Origin of the sequence: Bradyrhizobium zhanjiangense, from assembly GCF_004114935.1 — a bacterium.
GTDB lineage: Bacteria > Pseudomonadota > Alphaproteobacteria > Rhizobiales > Xanthobacteraceae > Bradyrhizobium > Bradyrhizobium zhanjiangense.
In genome coordinates this window covers 994224-1010838 of sequence record NZ_CP022221.1, presented here as the reverse complement: position 1 = coordinate 1010838, position 16615 = coordinate 994224, and the positions used below count along the sequence as shown (strand labels likewise).

General features: G+C 61.4%; 21 protein-coding genes. 6 read left to right on the top strand and 15 right to left on the bottom strand.

Annotated elements, in window-relative coordinates:
- Nucleotides 1-34 precede the first annotated feature (34 nt).
- From XH85_RS04745 to XH85_RS04735, 3 genes are all read left to right on the top strand, one after another.
- Complete coding sequence (locus XH85_RS04745) at nucleotides 35-445, top strand: hypothetical protein (protein ID WP_128930963.1); 411 nt, start codon at nucleotides 35-37, stop codon at nucleotides 443-445.
- Between the two features lie 115 nt (nucleotides 446-560).
- Nucleotides 561-1496 (top strand): glycosyltransferase, encoded by a 936-nt coding sequence (locus XH85_RS04740; protein ID WP_164940693.1) that lies wholly within the window; start codon nucleotides 561-563, stop codon nucleotides 1494-1496.
- 121 nt (nucleotides 1497-1617) lie between these two features.
- The gene (locus tag XH85_RS04735; RefSeq protein ID WP_128930961.1) at nucleotides 1618-1833 is read left to right on the top strand and encodes a hypothetical protein; all 216 of its coding nucleotides are present in this window, start codon (nucleotides 1618-1620) and stop codon (nucleotides 1831-1833) included.
- A gap of 1618 nt (nucleotides 1834-3451) precedes the next feature.
- Here XH85_RS04735 and XH85_RS04730 read toward each other — a convergent pair.
- The 14 genes from XH85_RS04730 to XH85_RS04670 form a co-directional block, all read right to left on the bottom strand.
- Complete coding sequence (locus tag XH85_RS04730; protein ID WP_128930960.1) at nucleotides 3452-3883, bottom strand: oligosaccharide--protein glycosyltransferase subunit 2; 432 nt, start codon at nucleotides 3881-3883, stop codon at nucleotides 3452-3454.
- 7 nt (nucleotides 3884-3890) lie between these two features.
- A complete protein-coding gene (locus XH85_RS04725; protein ID WP_164940692.1) occupies nucleotides 3891-5870 on the bottom strand; it encodes a conjugal transfer protein TraG in 1980 nt (659 codons plus the stop codon).
- Nucleotides 5871-5902: 32 nt separating this feature from the next.
- Nucleotides 5903-7642: a relaxase/mobilization nuclease domain-containing protein gene (locus tag XH85_RS04720; protein ID WP_128930958.1), complete on the bottom strand. Its 1740-nt coding sequence runs from the start codon at nucleotides 7640-7642 to the stop codon at nucleotides 5903-5905.
- Nucleotides 7643-8227: 585 nt separating this feature from the next.
- Nucleotides 8228-9136 carry a lytic transglycosylase domain-containing protein gene (locus tag XH85_RS04715; protein ID WP_128930957.1) on the bottom strand — a complete coding sequence of 303 codons (909 nt, stop codon included), beginning with the start codon at nucleotides 9134-9136 and terminating at the stop codon, nucleotides 8228-8230.
- A gap of 4 nt (nucleotides 9137-9140) precedes the next feature.
- The gene (locus XH85_RS04710; protein WP_128930956.1) at nucleotides 9141-9476 is read right to left on the bottom strand and encodes a DUF736 domain-containing protein; all 336 of its coding nucleotides are present in this window, start codon (nucleotides 9474-9476) and stop codon (nucleotides 9141-9143) included.
- A gap of 34 nt (nucleotides 9477-9510) precedes the next feature.
- Entirely contained in the window at nucleotides 9511-10056 is a 546-nt protein-coding gene (locus XH85_RS04705; protein WP_128930955.1) for a S26 family signal peptidase, read from the bottom strand.
- Nucleotides 10053-10571 (bottom strand): DUF2840 domain-containing protein, encoded by a 519-nt coding sequence (locus XH85_RS04700; RefSeq protein ID WP_128930954.1) that lies wholly within the window; start codon nucleotides 10569-10571, stop codon nucleotides 10053-10055. The genes XH85_RS04705 and XH85_RS04700 overlap by 4 nt, the downstream gene beginning before the upstream one ends.
- Entirely contained in the window at nucleotides 10558-10821 is a 264-nt protein-coding gene (locus XH85_RS04695; RefSeq protein WP_128930953.1) for a hypothetical protein, read from the bottom strand. The genes XH85_RS04700 and XH85_RS04695 overlap by 14 nt, the downstream gene beginning before the upstream one ends.
- Nucleotides 10818-11456, bottom strand: a complete 639-nt coding sequence (gene parA / locus XH85_RS04690) for a ParA family partition ATPase (protein ID WP_128930952.1) — start codon at nucleotides 11454-11456, stop codon at nucleotides 10818-10820. The genes XH85_RS04695 and parA overlap by 4 nt, the downstream gene beginning before the upstream one ends.
- Nucleotides 11453-12571, bottom strand: a complete 1119-nt coding sequence (locus XH85_RS04685; RefSeq protein ID WP_128930951.1) for a replication initiator protein A — start codon at nucleotides 12569-12571, stop codon at nucleotides 11453-11455. The genes parA and XH85_RS04685 overlap by 4 nt, the downstream gene beginning before the upstream one ends.
- Nucleotides 12572-12583: 12 nt before the next feature.
- Nucleotides 12584-12835 (bottom strand): helix-turn-helix transcriptional regulator, encoded by a 252-nt coding sequence (locus XH85_RS04680; protein WP_128930950.1) that lies wholly within the window; start codon nucleotides 12833-12835, stop codon nucleotides 12584-12586.
- 202 nt (nucleotides 12836-13037) lie between these two features.
- Nucleotides 13038-13706 (bottom strand): DUF2285 domain-containing protein, encoded by a 669-nt coding sequence (locus XH85_RS04675; RefSeq protein ID WP_245473884.1) that lies wholly within the window; start codon nucleotides 13704-13706, stop codon nucleotides 13038-13040.
- Nucleotides 13615-13824: a transcriptional regulator domain-containing protein gene (locus XH85_RS46055; RefSeq protein ID WP_164940691.1), complete on the bottom strand. Its 210-nt coding sequence runs from the start codon at nucleotides 13822-13824 to the stop codon at nucleotides 13615-13617. Before XH85_RS46055 ends, XH85_RS04675 begins: the two co-directional genes overlap by 92 nt.
- A gap of 115 nt (nucleotides 13825-13939) precedes the next feature.
- On the bottom strand, nucleotides 13940-14203 hold the full coding sequence (locus tag XH85_RS04670; RefSeq protein ID WP_128930949.1) for a DUF2285 domain-containing protein: 264 nt from the start codon (nucleotides 14201-14203) through the stop codon (nucleotides 13940-13942).
- Between the two features lie 231 nt (nucleotides 14204-14434).
- Between XH85_RS04670 and XH85_RS04665 the strand changes: the two genes are divergently transcribed.
- Nucleotides 14435-14668: a helix-turn-helix domain-containing protein gene (locus XH85_RS04665; RefSeq protein WP_036046501.1), complete on the top strand. Its 234-nt coding sequence runs from the start codon at nucleotides 14435-14437 to the stop codon at nucleotides 14666-14668.
- 165 nt (nucleotides 14669-14833) lie between these two features.
- Nucleotides 14834-15250 (top strand): hypothetical protein, encoded by a 417-nt coding sequence (locus tag XH85_RS04660; protein WP_164940690.1) that lies wholly within the window; start codon nucleotides 14834-14836, stop codon nucleotides 15248-15250.
- Between the two features lie 106 nt (nucleotides 15251-15356).
- On the opposite strand, the gene XH85_RS04655 is transcribed toward XH85_RS04660, so the two are convergent.
- Nucleotides 15357-15683, bottom strand: a complete 327-nt coding sequence (locus tag XH85_RS04655; protein WP_128930947.1) for a DUF736 domain-containing protein — start codon at nucleotides 15681-15683, stop codon at nucleotides 15357-15359.
- A gap of 449 nt (nucleotides 15684-16132) precedes the next feature.
- On the opposite strand from XH85_RS04655, the gene XH85_RS45765 reads away from it, so the two are divergent.
- Nucleotides 16133-16432 carry a hypothetical protein gene (locus tag XH85_RS45765; RefSeq protein WP_208758082.1) on the top strand — a complete coding sequence of 100 codons (300 nt, stop codon included), beginning with the start codon at nucleotides 16133-16135 and terminating at the stop codon, nucleotides 16430-16432.
- Nucleotides 16433-16615: the final 183 nt, after the last annotated feature.

Below are 16615 nucleotides of genomic sequence, written 5' to 3'. Positions count from 1 at the left end.
AGCTGTTTTGGACGAAAGTCAAAATGGAAAACGAATGAAGGAGATCAAAATCGTATTTAAAACGCTCGGAGCCGCCGCCATTCTCGTCGGCTCCTTTTTCGGCACTCTGATCTCCTTAGAGTATTTCGCTCAGCAAAACGACGCCAAGCCAACTATCCAAAACTCTATCGCATCTGCGACTCTGGTCGTCGATCCACCATCCTTGCGGGAATGCGACGCGCCGAGAATAGCGAAGATCACCTGGAACGTTTCTTCGACTGGCGTTCAATCTGTTAAGATTTTCGTCAGAGATAAGAAGGGCAGAGAGGTCCTATTTACCAGCGGCGGCTCAATGGGAGCAGCGAACACCGCTGCATGGGTCCTCGCGGGCACCACCTTTGTCTTAAAGGATGGATATACCCTCAACGATATCACCACGATCTCCGTTAAATCCGACAGATGCTAAGATCCCAATCGTTCCAGCAGGCAACACACTTGCCGCAAAGAGAGCAGTCGGCTACGCAGCGATCGAGCCGGGCGGCTGCTCAGCGCTGCTCTATCCAGTCAGTGCTGCCAGTCTAATGACTTCGCGCCCACTCGTCTCTGTAATCATACCTGCGCACAATGCAGCCAAGTTCATCGAAGAGGCGATCGACAGCGCGCTCCACCAGTCCTATTCTACCGTGGAAGTTGTGGTGGTTGATGATGGCTCGACTGATGCAACACGCGACGTGCTTCGTTCGTACGGAAACGCGATCACGTCGGTATTCCAGCCAAACGCTGGGCAGAGCGCGGCTATTAACCGAGGCTTCTGCCAAACGACCGGCGACCTAATCGCGTATCTTGGTGCGGACGATCGCCTCCACACCTCGGCGATAGAGATCCTAGTGAATACGATGGTGCGCGATGAGCTTGCGTGTCTCGTATATCCCGACTTCCATTTGATTGATGAACGTGGAGCAGTAATTCGTCGTGTTTTAGCCCCTCCCTATGAGCAGCGACGGTTGATAGCCGACTTTCGATGTTTGCCGGGCCCCGGCGCGCTCGTACGCAAGCGGGCCTGGAGCCGCTGTGGCGGCTGGTCCAACTCCTTTCGACAAATCCCGGATATGGATTTCTATTTTCGTCTTTCGCTGCTCGGCCCCTTTGCACGCGTTCCACACTACCTCGCAGATTTCCGTGTCCATCCAGGCTCCACGACGAAAAAAGCGAGCTCGCACGAAATGGCAAATGAGCCCATGAAGCTGATCAACGAGTTCTTTAACAGATCTGACCTACCGGCAAGCGTTCGGATGTGTGAAAGGCAATCTCGCGCCAGCGCCTTGGCGCTCGCCGGATTTCTCCATGCGACAGGAAATCGTAAAACGCTTTCCGCGCAATGTTTTGCGCAAGCAATTCGCCTCAACCCGAGAACCCTTTTGTCACGTCAATTCGCGTCCTATGCCACACGTTCTTTGGTTCGACTTCTGGTTTGTTCGTCTGGTATCGATCGTAAATCGATGCGTGGCCTGCTTTGAGCAGAGTCCCGAGATGCCGACGACGGCGCCACCTTAGAAGATGACTAAGATGCTCTAGCAGTGATACTCACGTGACCGACGGCGTTTCGATTATTACCGGAAATTGGATAAGGGTAGGACAATGACGAGCGAGCAAATCAGTGGCGTGGAGTGGGATGGCAACGCGCTGGCCGGTTGGGTTACGGTTGGCGGGGCTCCCATCAGGGTTGTGGTGGATAGAGAGACTATTCATCGTCACGCCCCAGGTTTCGACGATGCCCTCACTTGGGAAATCAAGCGTCACGGCTTCGAAATCCTCGAAAAGATGATGCCATTTTTTCGCGCGACCTACGGATGACGCTCGCTGTACCGCGGGCCGTTTCGAACTGGAGTGGTTCGACACGCGTAGCCACCGCTCGAACGCAATACGAACTGATTCGATCAGTACAGGCGCAACCTGCGTGCCACGATAGAGATTCCAAATGCGGTTCGATATGAATTACATGATTAGCGGCTTGTCATCGGGATGGATCTCGATCCTTTCAACCTCAGACTTTCCAGGTCCCGCCTTCGAGAAATACTCGACCGCTCTATTGGTAAAACCGAGAATGAAGTCTGCTGTTTCCTTTGGGCTGCCTGCAGCAAGTTCAATATTGGCGTTTGGAAAGCGCTCGCCGGATAGTACTAAGAGTGATTACTAGAAAGAGAGCGCCGAGTTTTGAAAGCGATCCTGTTGACCGAACTGGAACATTTTGACCACCCCCCAAAACTATCGAGCGCGTCTGCTGCGAGCAATGGCGACTAAGGCGATCTCAAGGTGCCACATTCCGGCTGTCTTCATTTTGCTTGTTCAATGATAGCATCCAGAGGGCGTCCCTTTTGGAACGCAGGATGATGTTGGGGGCGGGATGAGCTGGGATGATAATTGTACGCGCGCTCGTCACAATAGGCGCAGCGGCACTCGGAGCAATCTTCGCGGGAGTTGTGAATGCATACGCGGCAAGACTGAAGGTCAAAGAGATCGAGCTTAGTTATCTCTATAGACTCCGATACGGTTACCTCGACAATGCGCGAAAGATGACAGGCGAGGTGTACGTTCCCATTAGCGTAGCGCTTACGAATTTGTTCAAAGGATATGAACGGTTCGCCGCAACTCGGGCACATCCGATGCCGCCGCTCGCAAGGCGAGAGACGACGAATTTAATAACTGCTGTCTGGATTATCTCGAAACAATAGATGGGCTCCTGGGGCGCGGCGCGGATGCATATCTCACACTGGAATTGGACGAGCAGTTGAACGAGTTCATGAACTTCATTCGCAACTCATTGCGTCAGAATGAATTGCGAATCCGTGTGGTTTTCAGAGCAACATACCGTCGATGACAACATTCGAAATGGAATCGACTTCACGAACGTGGCTTGGCCGTGTGAATTCGCCGAACAAGCGGATCGATTTTGAACCTGCTTTTTTTTGGGGAATTCCGGAATTCGGTTCTCGTACGCTGAGAAGGTTCTTGCCGCTCCTCTGATTTCGAGCGAATTTGATCGGTCATTCGTTTGGGTGTTACCAGCTCAAGAGCTGCATCAAAGAAGTACCGCCTGGAGCAAATTCACCCCGGTGAGAGAAATAGAGAATCGATCCCTTGCTGCGGTCGCCACATCTGTAGGTGGGCCCTCCTGCAACGTGGCAGCCGACACCGAGACAGGTCCGAGTAGTGAGGTGGACCGGAAGTCACCCAGTTAAGAGCAAAGTGACCTAAATACTTTGAGGCCGCACTCTTGAAAAATCGAGAACCGTCAACGCGGTCTCTACGCTTGGAAAGCCGATGTTGAAAAGGATGCATCCGCGTTCGTTAAAGAGATCGGCTGCGCACTTTCGGTTCTCGCACAGGAACTGCTTGCGGCGCATGAAACGACACCACGGCTGGATCTCCAGCCACGCGGTGAGCGATCATTGGAGAACTAGAGGGCTATTTCTCACGTCGGCTCGCTCTCCTGAATATCCTCCAAGATCTCCTGTCGCAGCTTCGGCCCTTGACTCAGCCGGCGCCCGAGCGCTGCGACAAAATTATCATAACGCGCTCCGGCCTGTGCCCGCGCAGCCTTGGCGGCCGGTTCTGGGAGTGGCGGTGTCGTCGTGAGCCAGAAGCGGATGAAGAGCGCGATGGTCTCGACCGAAATCCCGATATCCCGCTCAAGACGAGCGATGCGGCGATCAATTTGATCGAGGCGCTTAGCGATGGCGGCTTCACGCCGTTCATCGGCGTCCGGCGACAGGAAGGAGGCAATGGCGGCTTCAGCGATGAGTGAGAGCGACTGCTCACGGCGGGCCGCGTAGGCCGACAGCGCCTTCATGACATCAGGATCGAGATAGACCGACATCTGGGCTTTCTTCTTCGGCGTCATCATGCCTGCCTCACAATCCGAGATCATCGCCAGGATCGAGGGACGCTTGGCGCGCGACACCCCGCATCATGTCATTCATCCGCCTGATCCTTGGGGCATCTTCGTCGAACTCGTCGGCGAGGTCAGACACGAATTCGTTGTCGAGCGTTTCCTTCTTTTCCACCATCTCTTGATCCAGTTCCGGATGCCTCCGCCGATCTGCGGTCTTGGGATCTTCGTCATCCGTCTGGTCGTCGGTCGGCGCCGCTAATTCCGGCGGGCGCGGCGGCAGCGGTCGTGAGATCCAGTCGTCCAGCCTGCCGTCGTTGGCCTTGGTCAGCCTCGGCGGCGCCAGGATGCGCTCCTGGAAGCGTCGGTCCTCGTAATAGCGCGCCTTCTTGGCCCGGATCGGATGGAGGCCCGACATCATCACGATCTCATCCGATGGCGGCAGCTGCATCATCTCACCGGGCGTTAGCAGCGGACGGGCAGTCTCTGACCGCGACACCATGAGGTGGCCGAGCCAAGGTGCCAGCCGGCTGCCGGCATAGTTCTTCATCGCCTTCATTTCGGTCGCCATGCCCAATGCATCGGATACCCGCTTTGCCGTCCTTTCATCGTTGGTCGCGAAGCTGACCCGGACGTGACAATTATCGAGGATCGAATTGTTCGGCCCGTAGGCCTTCTCGATCTGGTTCAGCGACTGGGCGATCAGAAAGCTCTTGATGCCGTAACCTGCCATGAAGGCCAGCGCGGACTCGAAGAAATCGAGCCGGCCAAGGGCCGGGAATTCGTCGAGCATCAGGAGGAGGCGGCGGCCGGCCTTGGCCTGCAGATCCTCTGTCAATCGGCGGCCGATCTGGTTGAGGATCAAACGAATCAGCGGCTTGGTGCGGTTGATGTCCGACGGCGGCACGACAAGATAGAGCGTGGTCGCTCGCTCTCCGCCGACGATGTCGGTGATCCGCCAGTCGCAGCGCCGTGTCACCTCCGCCACCACCGGATCCCGATAGAGGCCCAGAAACGACATCGCGGTGCTCAGGACGCCGGAGCGTTCGTTGCCGGACTTGTTCAGCAACTCGCGCGCGGCGGAAGCGACAACGGGATGGACACCGGCCTCACCGAGATGCGCGGTCCGCATCATCGCGGCAAGCGTCGTCTCGATCGGCCGCTTGGGATCGGACAGGAAGGCTGCGACGCCCGCGAGCGTCTTGTCTTCCTCCGCGTAGAGAACGTGGAGAATGGCACCGACCAGCAGTGCGTGACTTGTCTTCTCCCAATGGTTTCGCTTCTCGAGGCTGCCCTCGGGATCGACCAGGATGTCGGCGATGTTCTGGACGTCGCGCACCTCCCACTCGCCGCGGCGTACCTCAAGCAACGGGTTATAAGCCGACGACTTCGCGTTGGTTGGATCGAACAGAAGGACGCGGCCGTGACGGGCGCGAAAGCCGGCTGTGAGCTGCCAGTTCTCGCCCTTGATGTCATGGACGATCGCCGAGCCGGGCCAGGTCAGGAGCGAAGGGATGACGAGGCCCACGCCCTTGCCACTCCGGGTCGGCGCAAAGCACAGAACGTGCTCCGGTCCATCATGGCGAAGATAGGTGCGCTCGAACCGGCCGAGCACAACGCCGTCGGGGCCGAGCAGGCCAGCCTGCTCGATCTCCTTTGCCTCCGCCCATCGTGCGGAGCCATAAGTCTCGGCATTCTCCGCTTCGCGGGCGCGCCAGACCGACATACCAATCGCGACCGCCGCGGCGATGATGCCGCCGGATGCGGCAATGTAAGCACCCTCGGTGAAGATTGAGGGCGCATAGGCGTCATAGGCATACCACCACCAGAAGAAGGCGGGCGGAAGATAGAACGGAAAATGGAGCAGCTCGAACCAGGGCTGCCCAAGCTGCGGCTGAAAGCCGAGCCGCCAGGCCGTCCACTCCGTCGCGGCCCAGATCGTCAGCACGACGATCGCGAACACCGTGAGAACCTGCCCCCAGAGAATCTTGGTCGCGGACATGGCGTCCTGACGTCGGTGATTGGAAGGATCGCTCACAGGCCGAGCCCCCGGTTGCGTCCAAAGCCCCAATCGATGCCGCCATCGGCACGGGCGACGCCGGAGACATGCCGGCCAAGCTGCTTTTCCAGGGAGGGTGTCCAGGGCACGAGCTGGAAGCCCAGACCATCGTCGATCATGGCGAAGCGGCCGGAGGCGAGCACGAAGCGCTGCCGATAGGTGCCGGCCACATACTCGCCGCCAGCCGACGGGTTGAACGGCTCGCCGATCTCGGCCGCGAGCTGCTGGCCGAAAGCCTCCAATTCCCGACGGCGCAGCGTGCCGATCACGTTCTTCGCGAACACCAGTCCCTGGGACTGGCGCTCGGCGAGCCCTTGCTCGATGAGCTGCTCGGCCCGCCGCTCCATGGCGTCGCGGACCTCGGCACCGAAGCCGCCCTGACCGAGCGCCACCGGATCGCGCGCGACGGCCTGGCGATCGAGCCATGTCGCGCCGCTCGCCGTCACCTGCGCTTCGATCGAAAGATCGGAACGTACGGCGAGCGCCACCCGAGGCCGACCTTGGGTGTCTTCGAATTTGCGGAGCTCGACAATCGAGCCAGGCGCGCTATCGCCGGCAGCGTCGAGATCCGGCAGCCTGATGTGGTGGGTGCGGCCGTCGACGCCGTCGACCACGGCATAGGCGTTCCCCTTGAGTTCGTCGTCGAGGCCGCGATCGACGAGGCGGCCGATGATGGGAACGTCGAGGCTTTCGCCTGCCAACACGTAGCTGGCACTCCCGCGCTCGATGCCGCGTTCGGTCAGGCTGCGGTGGATGCGCTTGATGATGTCGCCGCGCTCGCCCAGCTCGCGCAACGTCGTCTCGGCGGCTTCGTCCACGGACCATTGGCCGGGCCCGAGTTGATGAGCTAGGCCAAGGCTCTCCAAGCGCCGCAGTCGGCCGACCTTCAATGCATGGAACTGATCGGGCTGCCGCGCCGGATCGGGAGCAAGGTCGATGACACCGTGCCGGTCTGTATCCCGAACAAGCTGGCGGTCGAGCTGGGTCCAGCGCTCGGCTTCGACCTGGCGCTCGAGCGATCGGCGGATGTCAAGATCGGAGCGCAGTCCAAGTTCCTGCGAGACCAGGTCCTGGGCGCGGGCGCGCATCCCCTCCTTGATGTAATCGCGGGAGATGATGAGGTCTTGGCCGTCTTCGGCCACGCCGCGCACGAGGATGTGGACGTGCGGGTGCTGCGTATTCCAGTGATCGACACCCACCCACTCGAGCTTGGTGCCAAGATCCTTTTCCATTTGACCGACCAACTCGCGGGTGAAGCCCTTGAGGTCGGCCATATCGGGCGCGTCTTCGGGCGAGACGATGAAGCGGAAATGATGCCGGTCATTCTGACACCGCTCGCGGAACGCCTTGGGATCGGCGTCGTCGGTGTCAGGGCCGAACAGACGAGCCTTCTCCCCGTCCCGGGTGACACCCTCGCGCCGGAGATAGCCGAGATGCGCGGCGAGCGGCGCCGATCTCGCTCTATGCCGGACAACACGTGTCTTGATCGTGACCAGACGCGAGCGGCCCGTGAGCAGACGGTTTGCCCGCACGCTGGCGACCCGGCCCCGGCCGAAGCGCGAATGCCGATGGTTGGCGAGGTGGCCGGCTCGCGAGATGCCACCGCCGGCGCGCTGAGCAGCCGCAAGCGCCTGGGCGATAAAGGGCTTAGCGCGCTGGCTCCGCGAGGAGCGGATGCGGCCGGGCCGAGGCTGAAAATCCTTCTCCTCAGCCATGGCGAGCCTCGGCAATGTGCGAAATGTAGAATCCGTGCAACGAGTTGCCGGCGGCGCGCACATTGCGCGCCAAAGGACCACATTGGCGGATCAACGAAAAAACAAAGCAACAACAACCGACCGACCGAGCCGCACATTGCGGCCTTTTATCTCGCCATCGTCCGGTCGGTACTTGCGGCGATTTGCGACAAGTTCGGGTCATTGCGGTGGATCCTTCAATAGCGCCTGCCCGAACACGTTGGCTGGTGGCCGATTCATTGCGAAAGAGCCGCCGCGACTTGGCAGTTGACTTGCGAAGCCTCCACTGTTTACGAGCGTTTGCGATAGCGATCGTTACCCGAAGGGCCGAGACACCCGTAGGGTGGCTCGGTGAGGAGCGAAGCGACGAGTAGAGCGCGGGCCGAAGGCATCGCCCGCATGATTGTGTTGCAGCGTTTCGAATGCAAACCGAATGTCCGTCACGGGACGCCAGCGAACCTGGAAACTGACGGCTGATATCAGGAGCTGCCCGATGTGCAGCCGCCGCAAGAAGGGTGCGTGCAGACGTACCGCGATCCGCACATTGACGTTGAAGATGCCGTGCAGTCATTGCGATCGCCCCGTGGCCGAGAGCGCGACGAACAGGCCCTCCGACTGCGGCGCAATCGCCGAAACATCGTGCACCGGAGTGGCAGCTGAGCCGCCCTGCGCGGGTTGATCGAGCGCCACTCGCACGCCACGAGACGGACGATCAACGTGGCCGAAAAACAGCGGCGCCCGCGTCCAGGATGAACGAGAAAAGGCCGCGAGGGGAAGAGGTCCTGATGCCCTCTCCGCATCGACAAAAGGGACGATGGCCGCGACATAGGCTGTCGTCTCGGCGGGGAGTGGACGGTGTCTATCGCGAAACTCCTCATAGCGGCCGGGACCTGCATTATAGGCCGCAAGGAAACCAGGCGAGCCGTAGCGGTCGTGCAGTTCGCGAAGGAAGGCGGCGCCGGCGAGGATGTTGTCACGGGGATTGAAAGGATCGCGCCCGAGACCATAGCGCGCACGCATGTCCGCCCAGGTCTTGGGCATGAGTTGCATCAGGCCGAGTGCCCCTTTCGGTGAGACGGCACGCCGATCGCCGTTGCTCTCGACCCGCATCACGGCGCGTATCCATGCAGCCGGAATGCCAAAACGCTGCGCGGCTTCTGCCACATGAGCTGCGTAGTGAACGCTCGCCGGTTGACTTTGCGCCGGCTCTCTCGGCGCGGATACTGCTGCCGTTGGCCCGCCAATTACCAGCAGGCCGATAAGGAGGAGAACGGCAAGGCCCGCCGTGTCTCCACCATCATGGCGAGGCGTCGTACTGCCTACCGGCGGCGCGCACGGACCGCCGGTTTGACCACCGCTGTGCGTGGCGGCCGCCCGACGGTTGCCTGGACCCGAGTTATGAGACGGCTTTTCCCCGAACAGGGGGGTGGACCGTTGGTGCACCTGGTTGCCGGCACGCGCGACAGGATCCTGCATTCAGTCAGTCCCGCTCGGCGCGTTGGGGCAGACGATTCCAGTTCAGCGTCCAGGCCGCTTTGTCGTCGCCCGACTGGAAGAGATTGGCGCGGATCGGCCGCGGCAGCGCCGGGTCGTCGATGATCAGCGAAACGTAATCGCCGGCCTTTTCGCCGGTACGCTTCCAGCCTGCCCCGATCTCCGGGCCGTCGGCATCGCCGAGGCGGATACGGTAGTCCGGCGCGTTCTCGGCATCTGAGGATTCGGCCGGGACGAGGGTGAGAATCCGCTCGAAGAACAGCGTCTCAACGCGTCCGGTGAAGCCGGACTTATCGCGGGTGAACTGGCCGATTTGTGCCATGGGAAAGCTCCTGGGTTGCTGGGTTGGAAGCGGGTCAATGGGTGGCGGCACGCCAGACGAAGCGGCCGTCGGCGGCTTCGTCCGTCCAAAGCGGGACCGCGCGCGCGACGATCGACGTGACGGGCAGCGCGCCGAAATAGCGGCCGTCGAGGCTGTCCGGGACGGTCGGGTTCATGAGGAAGACCTCGCCCGGCTCGAGGGTATGGCAACCGCTCCAACGTGGCAGCGGACGGCCGCGATGGTCCCGATCATGTGCGGTGCCGACATCGACATGATCGACGGAAACGGTGTCGCCTGACCGGCAAACAGTCTGCCCGGGCAGCGCCATCACGTGCTTCAACAGCGGCACACCTTTGGGAAGAAAGCCGCCATCGGCAAGGAAGCTCGCGATCGGCTCCGGCAGCCGTACCTCGACCAGTTCCAAGTCGCGCAGCTCTCCGAGCGGATGTAGCACGTAGAGCCCTATCGGCGCGCTCGCGGTGGCGTTCCAGATCAGCCGCGGCGCGGGATGAAGGAACGCCAAGGTGCCGGCGACCAGCGCCGCAATGTAGATCAATATGAGATAGCCGAAGCGGGTCATGGCGTGACGCTCCGACGCTTGAGCCAGGCCACATGCTGCTCGCGCGTGTAGGCGCGCGGCACATGGTCGGCAGCGAGACGGTTGTGGAGATGCCGCCAGTATTCCGGCGCAGCGTCAGCCGGATCGATGGAGAGCGCCTCAATGGCGTCGACGGCCTGCAACACGCGCTCGACCTTCGGCCAGCTATCGACACGCAGCAGGATTTCACCGCCGGGCCGAACGAATGGCAGCGTCTGGTAGCGCTGGCCGGGCTCCACGGCGCGCACGATGTCCATGCGCGATACCACGGTGCCATAGTCGTTCGATGCCCAGCGAACGAAGCCGAAAATACTTCCGGGCGAAAAACTTGAAAGGCTGCGGCGGCGATCGAGAATCTTCTCCTCGGCCCGATGACCGAAGCGCAGCCAATGCTCGATCCGCTTCTCGATCCAGGTCAGTTCGACATGGGTGAGCGCAACGCTCCGTCGATGCGAGGGCGGCACGGCACGTGGCGGCAACGCCTCATTGTCGTTCATGACGGATCTCCGGTATCAGTGGGAATTCTCGCGCCAGCAATTCGCGCAGCATGTCGGCGACGGTGACGCCGCGCTGGAACGCGACGACCTTGATGCGGCCGCGCAGTGCCGGCGTGACGTCGATTGTCAGGCGCGCGGTCAATGCCGCTGTGTTATCGATGCGACGCCGCGACGCGTCGCTGGACTTGATCCAGCTTTCGGCATCGCCAGGTCGCGACGCGAAGCCGCGCTTGGTGGAGCGCCCGCTCATGGCGCGAGCCTCGCAACTTCAGCCGCGAGCGCGGTGATCTCGCCGGAGGCCGTGCTCTGCTCGGCAAGCTCGAAGACGAGCCGACCCGACTGTGCGGCGTCGGCGAAGACGACACGCTGCCCGATGGTGCTGGCGAGCACTGACGGATCGTGATCGGCGAGTGTCTCCGCTGTCGCGCGGGCGATGCCCGTGCGCGTGTCGCAGCGATTGAGCACGAAGCGGGCGGCGAGCTGCGGACGGTAGATGCGAGCCTCGCGCAGCAGCGCCAGCATCTCGGCCGACGCCCAGCCGTCGAATGGCGACGGCTGCACGGGAATCAGCACCAGGTCAGCCGCCAGTAGTGCCGATCGTATCAATCCGGCGATGCGCGGCGGCCCGTCAATGACGACATGATCGGCAGTGCGCGCGATCTCCGGCGCTTCGCGATGGAGTGTATCCCGGGCGAAGCCAACGACGCCGAACAGCGGCGAGACGTTCTCCCGCGCCCGCTGCCGCGACCAGTCCAATGCCGAGCCTTGGGGATCGGCATCGAGCGGCGTTACACGCTTTCCGCGGAGCGCCCATTCACCGGCGAGGTGCAGCGCGAGCGTGGTCTTGCCGACACCGCCTTTCTGGTTGAGTACGGCGACGATCATCGCTTGCCTCCCGTCTTGCGACCTGAAAGCGGCAGAGATGGTTTGCTTGGGTGCTCGGTTGGCGGTTCAGTGTCGTCGGGCTCGGCATTATCCCCAGGACGTACCGGCCCACTACAACAGTTAGATTCTAAGTTAGACTCTAAGTTAAGGCCGGGAATCGCGGTTTCCGGCCAAAGCGTTGGTTGCGGTTCACGCGTGCGAAGTCCCGATAGGGCTGCGTGCGGAATCCCGACATGGTTTGCGTGCGAAGTCCCGAGTGCTTCCACAGCGCCGTCCACAGGGGGAGTGGATAGTTTGGCCGGAACAATGCGCAGCAATTCGCGGCGTGCTTCACGCTCGATGCGCAACTGATAGCCGGGAAGCGGCTGACGCGCAGCGATGCGCCGGATCTGCAGCGCAAAATCAGAGACACGCACCAGACTGCCCGACTTCGCATGGAGGTGCGCGACCTCAAACAGCCATCCTCTCGGCTGGCGACCAGCGTGCTTGCGCGCGACGCGGTACAGCCAGCGCTCGATCCCGCCGGTCAGGCTGAAATAGGCCGGATCAATCGTGAGAACGAGCGAGCGATCGATGACGCCGCGATAGAACCAGTCGGGGAGAACGAATTCCATGCCTTCCACGCGGCCGTCGCGCCGCGCGCATTCCTCCCATTCGTTGATCCAGGAGAACTGGTGGCGCCGCCAATGCTCGCCCTGCCGGATGCTGGTGCGGATGACGGTCGCCTGCAGGCGGGCCAGTCCTCCCTTCAAGAGCTTGTAGTCACGGGCTCCGGTCTGCCGACCAACTGCGGTCAGAAGCTGGTAGGGTGTGAAGCGCAGGAAACGCGAAGTCTTCAGGCCAAGGTTCTCGGCCTCGACAATCTGGCTCGCCGCCCAAATCAGCACGTCGGCATCCCAAATGGTCGCCATACCGTGCTCAGGAACTGCATAGACTTCGACACACACGTCGCCAGCCTGGTAGTGGATCGGCCTCGTCCGCTTGGCCTTGGCGAGCGAAAAGAACGGCCGCTCCATCAGGTCGCGCTGATCGCGCGGACTGGCGTCGCCAGTGGCGACAACGAACGGGTCGAGCTTGCTTCGCTCGCTGGGCGTGATGAGGCGGCGCGACGACATGGGCGGGATGCCTCAGCGATGCGCGTTGCCGGCAGCGCGGGCCTCGAGATAGCGAGGATCCGACGTTGAATTGCAGGCGGCCTGATCGGCCCAGGCTTCGAGATCGCCGATGGCGTAGACGACGCGGCCGCCGAGCTTGCGAAAGGTCGGGCCATTGCCATGGCAGCGGTACTTCTCCAGCGTGCGCGGCGAGATGCCGAGGAGGCGCGCGGCCTCGGGGGTGCGCACGTAGCGGATGGCGAGTTGCGCGGCCCTGTCGAGCATGGGAGTTCTCCGTCTTGCCTCGAAGCGCCGCGGCTAAATCGCGGCATGTCGGGGCCAGAGTGGCGGAGAGTTCAGGCGTTGGGGGTGGACGAAAATTGACGTACGTTTGTGTCCCCCCATCATCGCAACCAGGCGAAGCCAGGCGCTACCAGCGGGCGCGGGTTAAGTCATCGGGGCGATGGCTTTTGAGGGATTGGGCCGATCACAGGCCGCGTAGAAGTTTCAGATAACCGCGCTCGACCAGAGCGATCGAGTCATGAATGAGGCGGTTCGCCTTACGGCGGGCGTGCGAATCCTTCCACTCGACCGAACGACGGTGCGCGTGATCGGAGGCCAGGACCTTCGCCGCCACGTCTCGCGGGCCGCCGCCCAGGTCGTAGACGTCGAAGGCGTGCAGGAGCTGTATCAGTCGACGTTTCTGAAACGACGTCAGCCGCAGCGCCGCCGGCAGAAGACCAGTGCGCTGGCCAGCAAGGCGGCGGGCCAAGTGCAGCGCCACGTCGGCGCGCAGTTCGCCCATGCTGTCGAGCGGCACAAGCACGGAGGGGCGGCGCATGGCCTGCTCGTCGCGCAACCGGACATGGAGCTCGCCCGAGCCGTCGGAGACAACCAGCTCGCGACCGTCAGCATCCGTCTGCTCAACGGTCGCCAGTCCGAAAGACTTGCGATCAATCGGATGAACGGTCTCAAACTCCGGCGGCGCGGACTGGAGGATCAGTGTTCCCGGTGAAGCCTCGGGCAGCCAAATGGCTGGTTCGGGCCCAACCGGAGAGGCGGGGTCATGGGCGACACCGCAACCTCCATCGACGTGCGAAACTCGTTCGGATGGTTTCGGGATCAGCGCCCTCGCGCGCGATCTGGCGTTCAGCACGGACGAAATCGCGGCGATAGTCGGCATTGCGCCGCAGAAACTCAAGGGCAAAACCCGGACGCTCAAGGCGATTCAGGCGTTCAATGGTCTCGGGCGCCCGCCAATACTGGGTCGGCATGGTCTTCTCGTCTTTCGTTCTGTGCCCCGCACCACGAAGCCAGAAAGACGCTACAAGAAACTAGACCCTTAGGTTGCATCACGCGAGGCCGCAATTTGTGTGATCGGACGCAAATTCACTGCATTCGCGGCAGCAAAAGGTCCCGATATCCGGCTTCCGACATCCACCGCGCACGGGCGAGATGGCTGTCGTGGACGATTTTGGCACGATCCGGTTCGCGTGCGGGGTCGAGGCCGAAGATCACGCTGACCACCTCACGCCAGTCGGCGCCCTCCTCCTCGGCAATTAACAACCTAACGTAGATCGCAAGATGTTTCTCGTCGTAGGCGTTGACGCGATCAGTTATTGGCGGGCTGTCCTGGAATGGCGCCTCGTTCATTGCAATTGCCCCTCAGCATGGATGCAGCGATTAGAACTCATCTAAGCCCCGGAACTTTGCAAGCCGGGAAATCGTCGTACGCGATTTGTGCCGTGATGCGCAAATCGCATCGCGGCGCTCCCCGGAAGCGGCAAACCAGGCCCAAGCCAGACGATATGAATAGCACGGCTCGGTACGAATCGGAACGATCGTTCCTGGAACGATCGTTCCGATGCGAGTTCCCATGTCGCCATGGATCTCAAGGAGGTCATGGCGATCAATTTGCGTCGGATACGCCATAAGAAGGAGATGACGCAGGAAGAGTTGGCCGATGGTGCCGGGCTAAGTGTCCGTTACGTCGGCGCAATTGAACGCGCCGATGTGTCGGCCAGCGTAACCGTGCTCGGCCGAATCGCGGAGGCGCTAGGGGTCGAAGCAACCGATCTGATCAAACGAACGGCGGTTCATCCTCATCGCGCTCGATGATGTGACGAATTTGTGCTCCATCGCAGCCTTAGCACGTTATGAATCAACTCGGCATTGCCGTCACGCATAAGTTGATAGGCGACTTTACGTAAATCTGGTCTGTCTCCAGAGACGCATACCTGTCCAGGGATGGGAGGGCGTGCTGAGTGAGATGGAGTGGGCTTTATGACCCTGTGCGAGCACTTGCCAGCCGACATCCGCGAAGTCGTGGACGCTTACGTCGGGGACCTCAGGCCCCAACCTTGGCGGATTCGCTTCCTCTTGCTGATTGATCTCCTTCAAGAGAAGTTGGAGAGCGGACCCGCCGCTGAGCATTGGCGTCTACTTCAACAATGGACCGGCATAGTGACGGCGATCTTGGAACAGTTGCCGCCTGACAGTTCGGTCGTCGAATGTTTGGGGTTGATGAGCATCAGCTTCAACGACCAGTGGCGCGCTCAGGCGCTCGGCCAGATCGAACGAGATCCCACGGTGCTGGATCGCTTGGTCGCAATCTGTCCTGACTGGGAAGACATCGTCGAAACCGTATTGGAGACCAATCAAAGACGGCCGATCAAGGCCGGCCAGGTTCGCCGTCGCTGATCGGGATCGATCCGCCATCCGCACCGGCTCACGAAACTCTGCGGGCTTGGTCTTAAACTTAGAGATGCCCCGCCCGGACCAGCCGGGCGAGGCATTGTGGGCCGGCTCAGTCGCCGTTCCGACGGTTAGGACGAGACCAGATCAGACTGAAGCCCTCACCGTCCTCGTCGTCGAAGAGGTTGGCGAAGATCGGAGCGGTGAAGCTCGGATCGTCGAGCTTGAGACCGAGATAGTCGCGGCCCTCGTTGGAGCGCTTGGACCAGGCGGCCCCGATCTCCACACGGCCGACGTAAACCCGGTGGCTGGGAGCGTTGTCGCCCGAGCGGCTGGTTTCGGGGACGATCCGGACGTTCTTGGCCTGCAGCGAGAGGGTGACGATTTCGCCGTTGAACTCGTTGTTGCCAGTCTTCTTGAAGGTGCCGATGGTCGCCATGGTAGTTCTCCTTGATCTCTGTTTTCCGAGCCCGCACCTTGCGGCCTCGATGGTGATCGACAGGCCGGAGGCGATCGACGGCGCACCCCGCAGGGGCTCGACAGCAAAGGAGGAACTTTCTTGTTTCGCGAGGAATGACGGCGCAGCCGGCAGGGGATGAAAGTTGTGACGCCGCTGTTGCGCCATAGGCGATCGAGGCTTCTTAGCCGTCCTTCGGGCAGATCAATCCATCGAAGAGGCCGTTGGTGCGCTCGGCCTACAGAACTGACGTCAAGGAGAATGTGGCGAGTTCGACCGCACCGAGAGCCGGCTAGTGAGTTCGATGGTGACACGCGCCCTCCCCCTTCAGCAACGGACGGGTTTGGTGCCGTGATTACGCGTCGACCGCGAGGCCCGTTCACATTTATTGTCGCCGTATCCTTAGATGCGAGCGCTTGGTCCATGTCGCTATGATCACCGTGACGAAGCCGGGGCGCAAGCTTGTTGATCGGAGCTTCAACGGCCAGCCCGCTCTCGTTCGAATTTCGGCGATGAGGACCGCGAGCATTGCCGATATCTGGTCCAGTCCCCGCCGTCGACGCGACGCCTTCAGTAGGCGCTACCATTGCCCGGTAGGTCCGGGTGCGGCCATTCCCGTGAAGCGGATGAACGCCTTAATGCTGACGGCAATCGCGCCTGCGACAGCAAATATCGTCTGCCAGATTGGTGAAGGCACCGCCATCAGGGCTATTCCATATGTGGCGCTATAGCCCGCGACGGTAGCGGGCGCGACGTAAAGAACGATGATCAGGAGGCGAACCCAAGCCCATTGCGCGAGAGCGAGCGCAAGCCGGGCGACGCACGAAGGTTAGTCCGCCTGCCACGAGGCTAGTTGCGGCGCCTCCGAGCAAGCCGGCACGGGTATGGAAGCCCAACATGGCGATCGTCATGCC

Coding starts and splice junctions, on each gene's coding strand:
- XH85_RS04700 (WP_128930954.1), bottom strand. CDS start 10,571: ATGAACGACAATGAGGCGTTGCCGCCACGTGCCGTGCCGCCCTCGCAT.
- XH85_RS04665 (WP_036046501.1), top strand. CDS start 14,435: ATGGATCTCAAGGAGGTCATGGCGATCAATTTGCGTCGGATACGCCAT.
- XH85_RS04740 (WP_164940693.1), top strand. CDS start 561: ATGACTTCGCGCCCACTCGTCTCTGTAATCATACCTGCGCACAATGCA.
- XH85_RS04660 (WP_164940690.1), top strand. CDS start 14,834: ATGACCCTGTGCGAGCACTTGCCAGCCGACATCCGCGAAGTCGTGGAC.
- XH85_RS04725 (WP_164940692.1), bottom strand. CDS start 5,870: ATGTCCGCGACCAAGATTCTCTGGGGGCAGGTTCTCACGGTGTTCGCG.
- XH85_RS04710 (WP_128930956.1), bottom strand. CDS start 9,476: ATGGCACAAATCGGCCAGTTCACCCGCGATAAGTCCGGCTTCACCGGA.
- XH85_RS04680 (WP_128930950.1), bottom strand. CDS start 12,835: ATGCTCGACAGGGCCGCGCAACTCGCCATCCGCTACGTGCGCACCCCC.
- XH85_RS45765 (WP_208758082.1), top strand. CDS start 16,133: ATGATCACCGTGACGAAGCCGGGGCGCAAGCTTGTTGATCGGAGCTTC.
- XH85_RS04670 (WP_128930949.1), bottom strand. CDS start 14,203: ATGAACGAGGCGCCATTCCAGGACAGCCCGCCAATAACTGATCGCGTC.
- XH85_RS04685 (WP_128930951.1), bottom strand. CDS start 12,571: ATGTCGTCGCGCCGCCTCATCACGCCCAGCGAGCGAAGCAAGCTCGAC.
- XH85_RS04715 (WP_128930957.1), bottom strand. CDS start 9,136: ATGCAGGATCCTGTCGCGCGTGCCGGCAACCAGGTGCACCAACGGTCC.
- XH85_RS04720 (WP_128930958.1), bottom strand. CDS start 7,642: ATGGCTGAGGAGAAGGATTTTCAGCCTCGGCCCGGCCGCATCCGCTCC.
- XH85_RS04745 (WP_128930963.1), top strand. CDS start 35: ATGAAGGAGATCAAAATCGTATTTAAAACGCTCGGAGCCGCCGCCATT.
- XH85_RS04735 (WP_128930961.1), top strand. CDS start 1,618: ATGACGAGCGAGCAAATCAGTGGCGTGGAGTGGGATGGCAACGCGCTG.
- XH85_RS04695 (WP_128930953.1), bottom strand. CDS start 10,821: ATGAGCGGGCGCTCCACCAAGCGCGGCTTCGCGTCGCGACCTGGCGAT.
- XH85_RS04655 (WP_128930947.1), bottom strand. CDS start 15,683: ATGGCGACCATCGGCACCTTCAAGAAGACTGGCAACAACGAGTTCAAC.
- XH85_RS04705 (WP_128930955.1), bottom strand. CDS start 10,056: ATGACCCGCTTCGGCTATCTCATATTGATCTACATTGCGGCGCTGGTC.
- XH85_RS46055 (WP_164940691.1), bottom strand. CDS start 13,824: ATGCCGACCCAGTATTGGCGGGCGCCCGAGACCATTGAACGCCTGAAT.
- XH85_RS04730 (WP_128930960.1), bottom strand. CDS start 3,883: ATGATGACGCCGAAGAAGAAAGCCCAGATGTCGGTCTATCTCGATCCT.
- parA (WP_128930952.1), bottom strand. CDS start 11,456: ATGATCGTCGCCGTACTCAACCAGAAAGGCGGTGTCGGCAAGACCACG.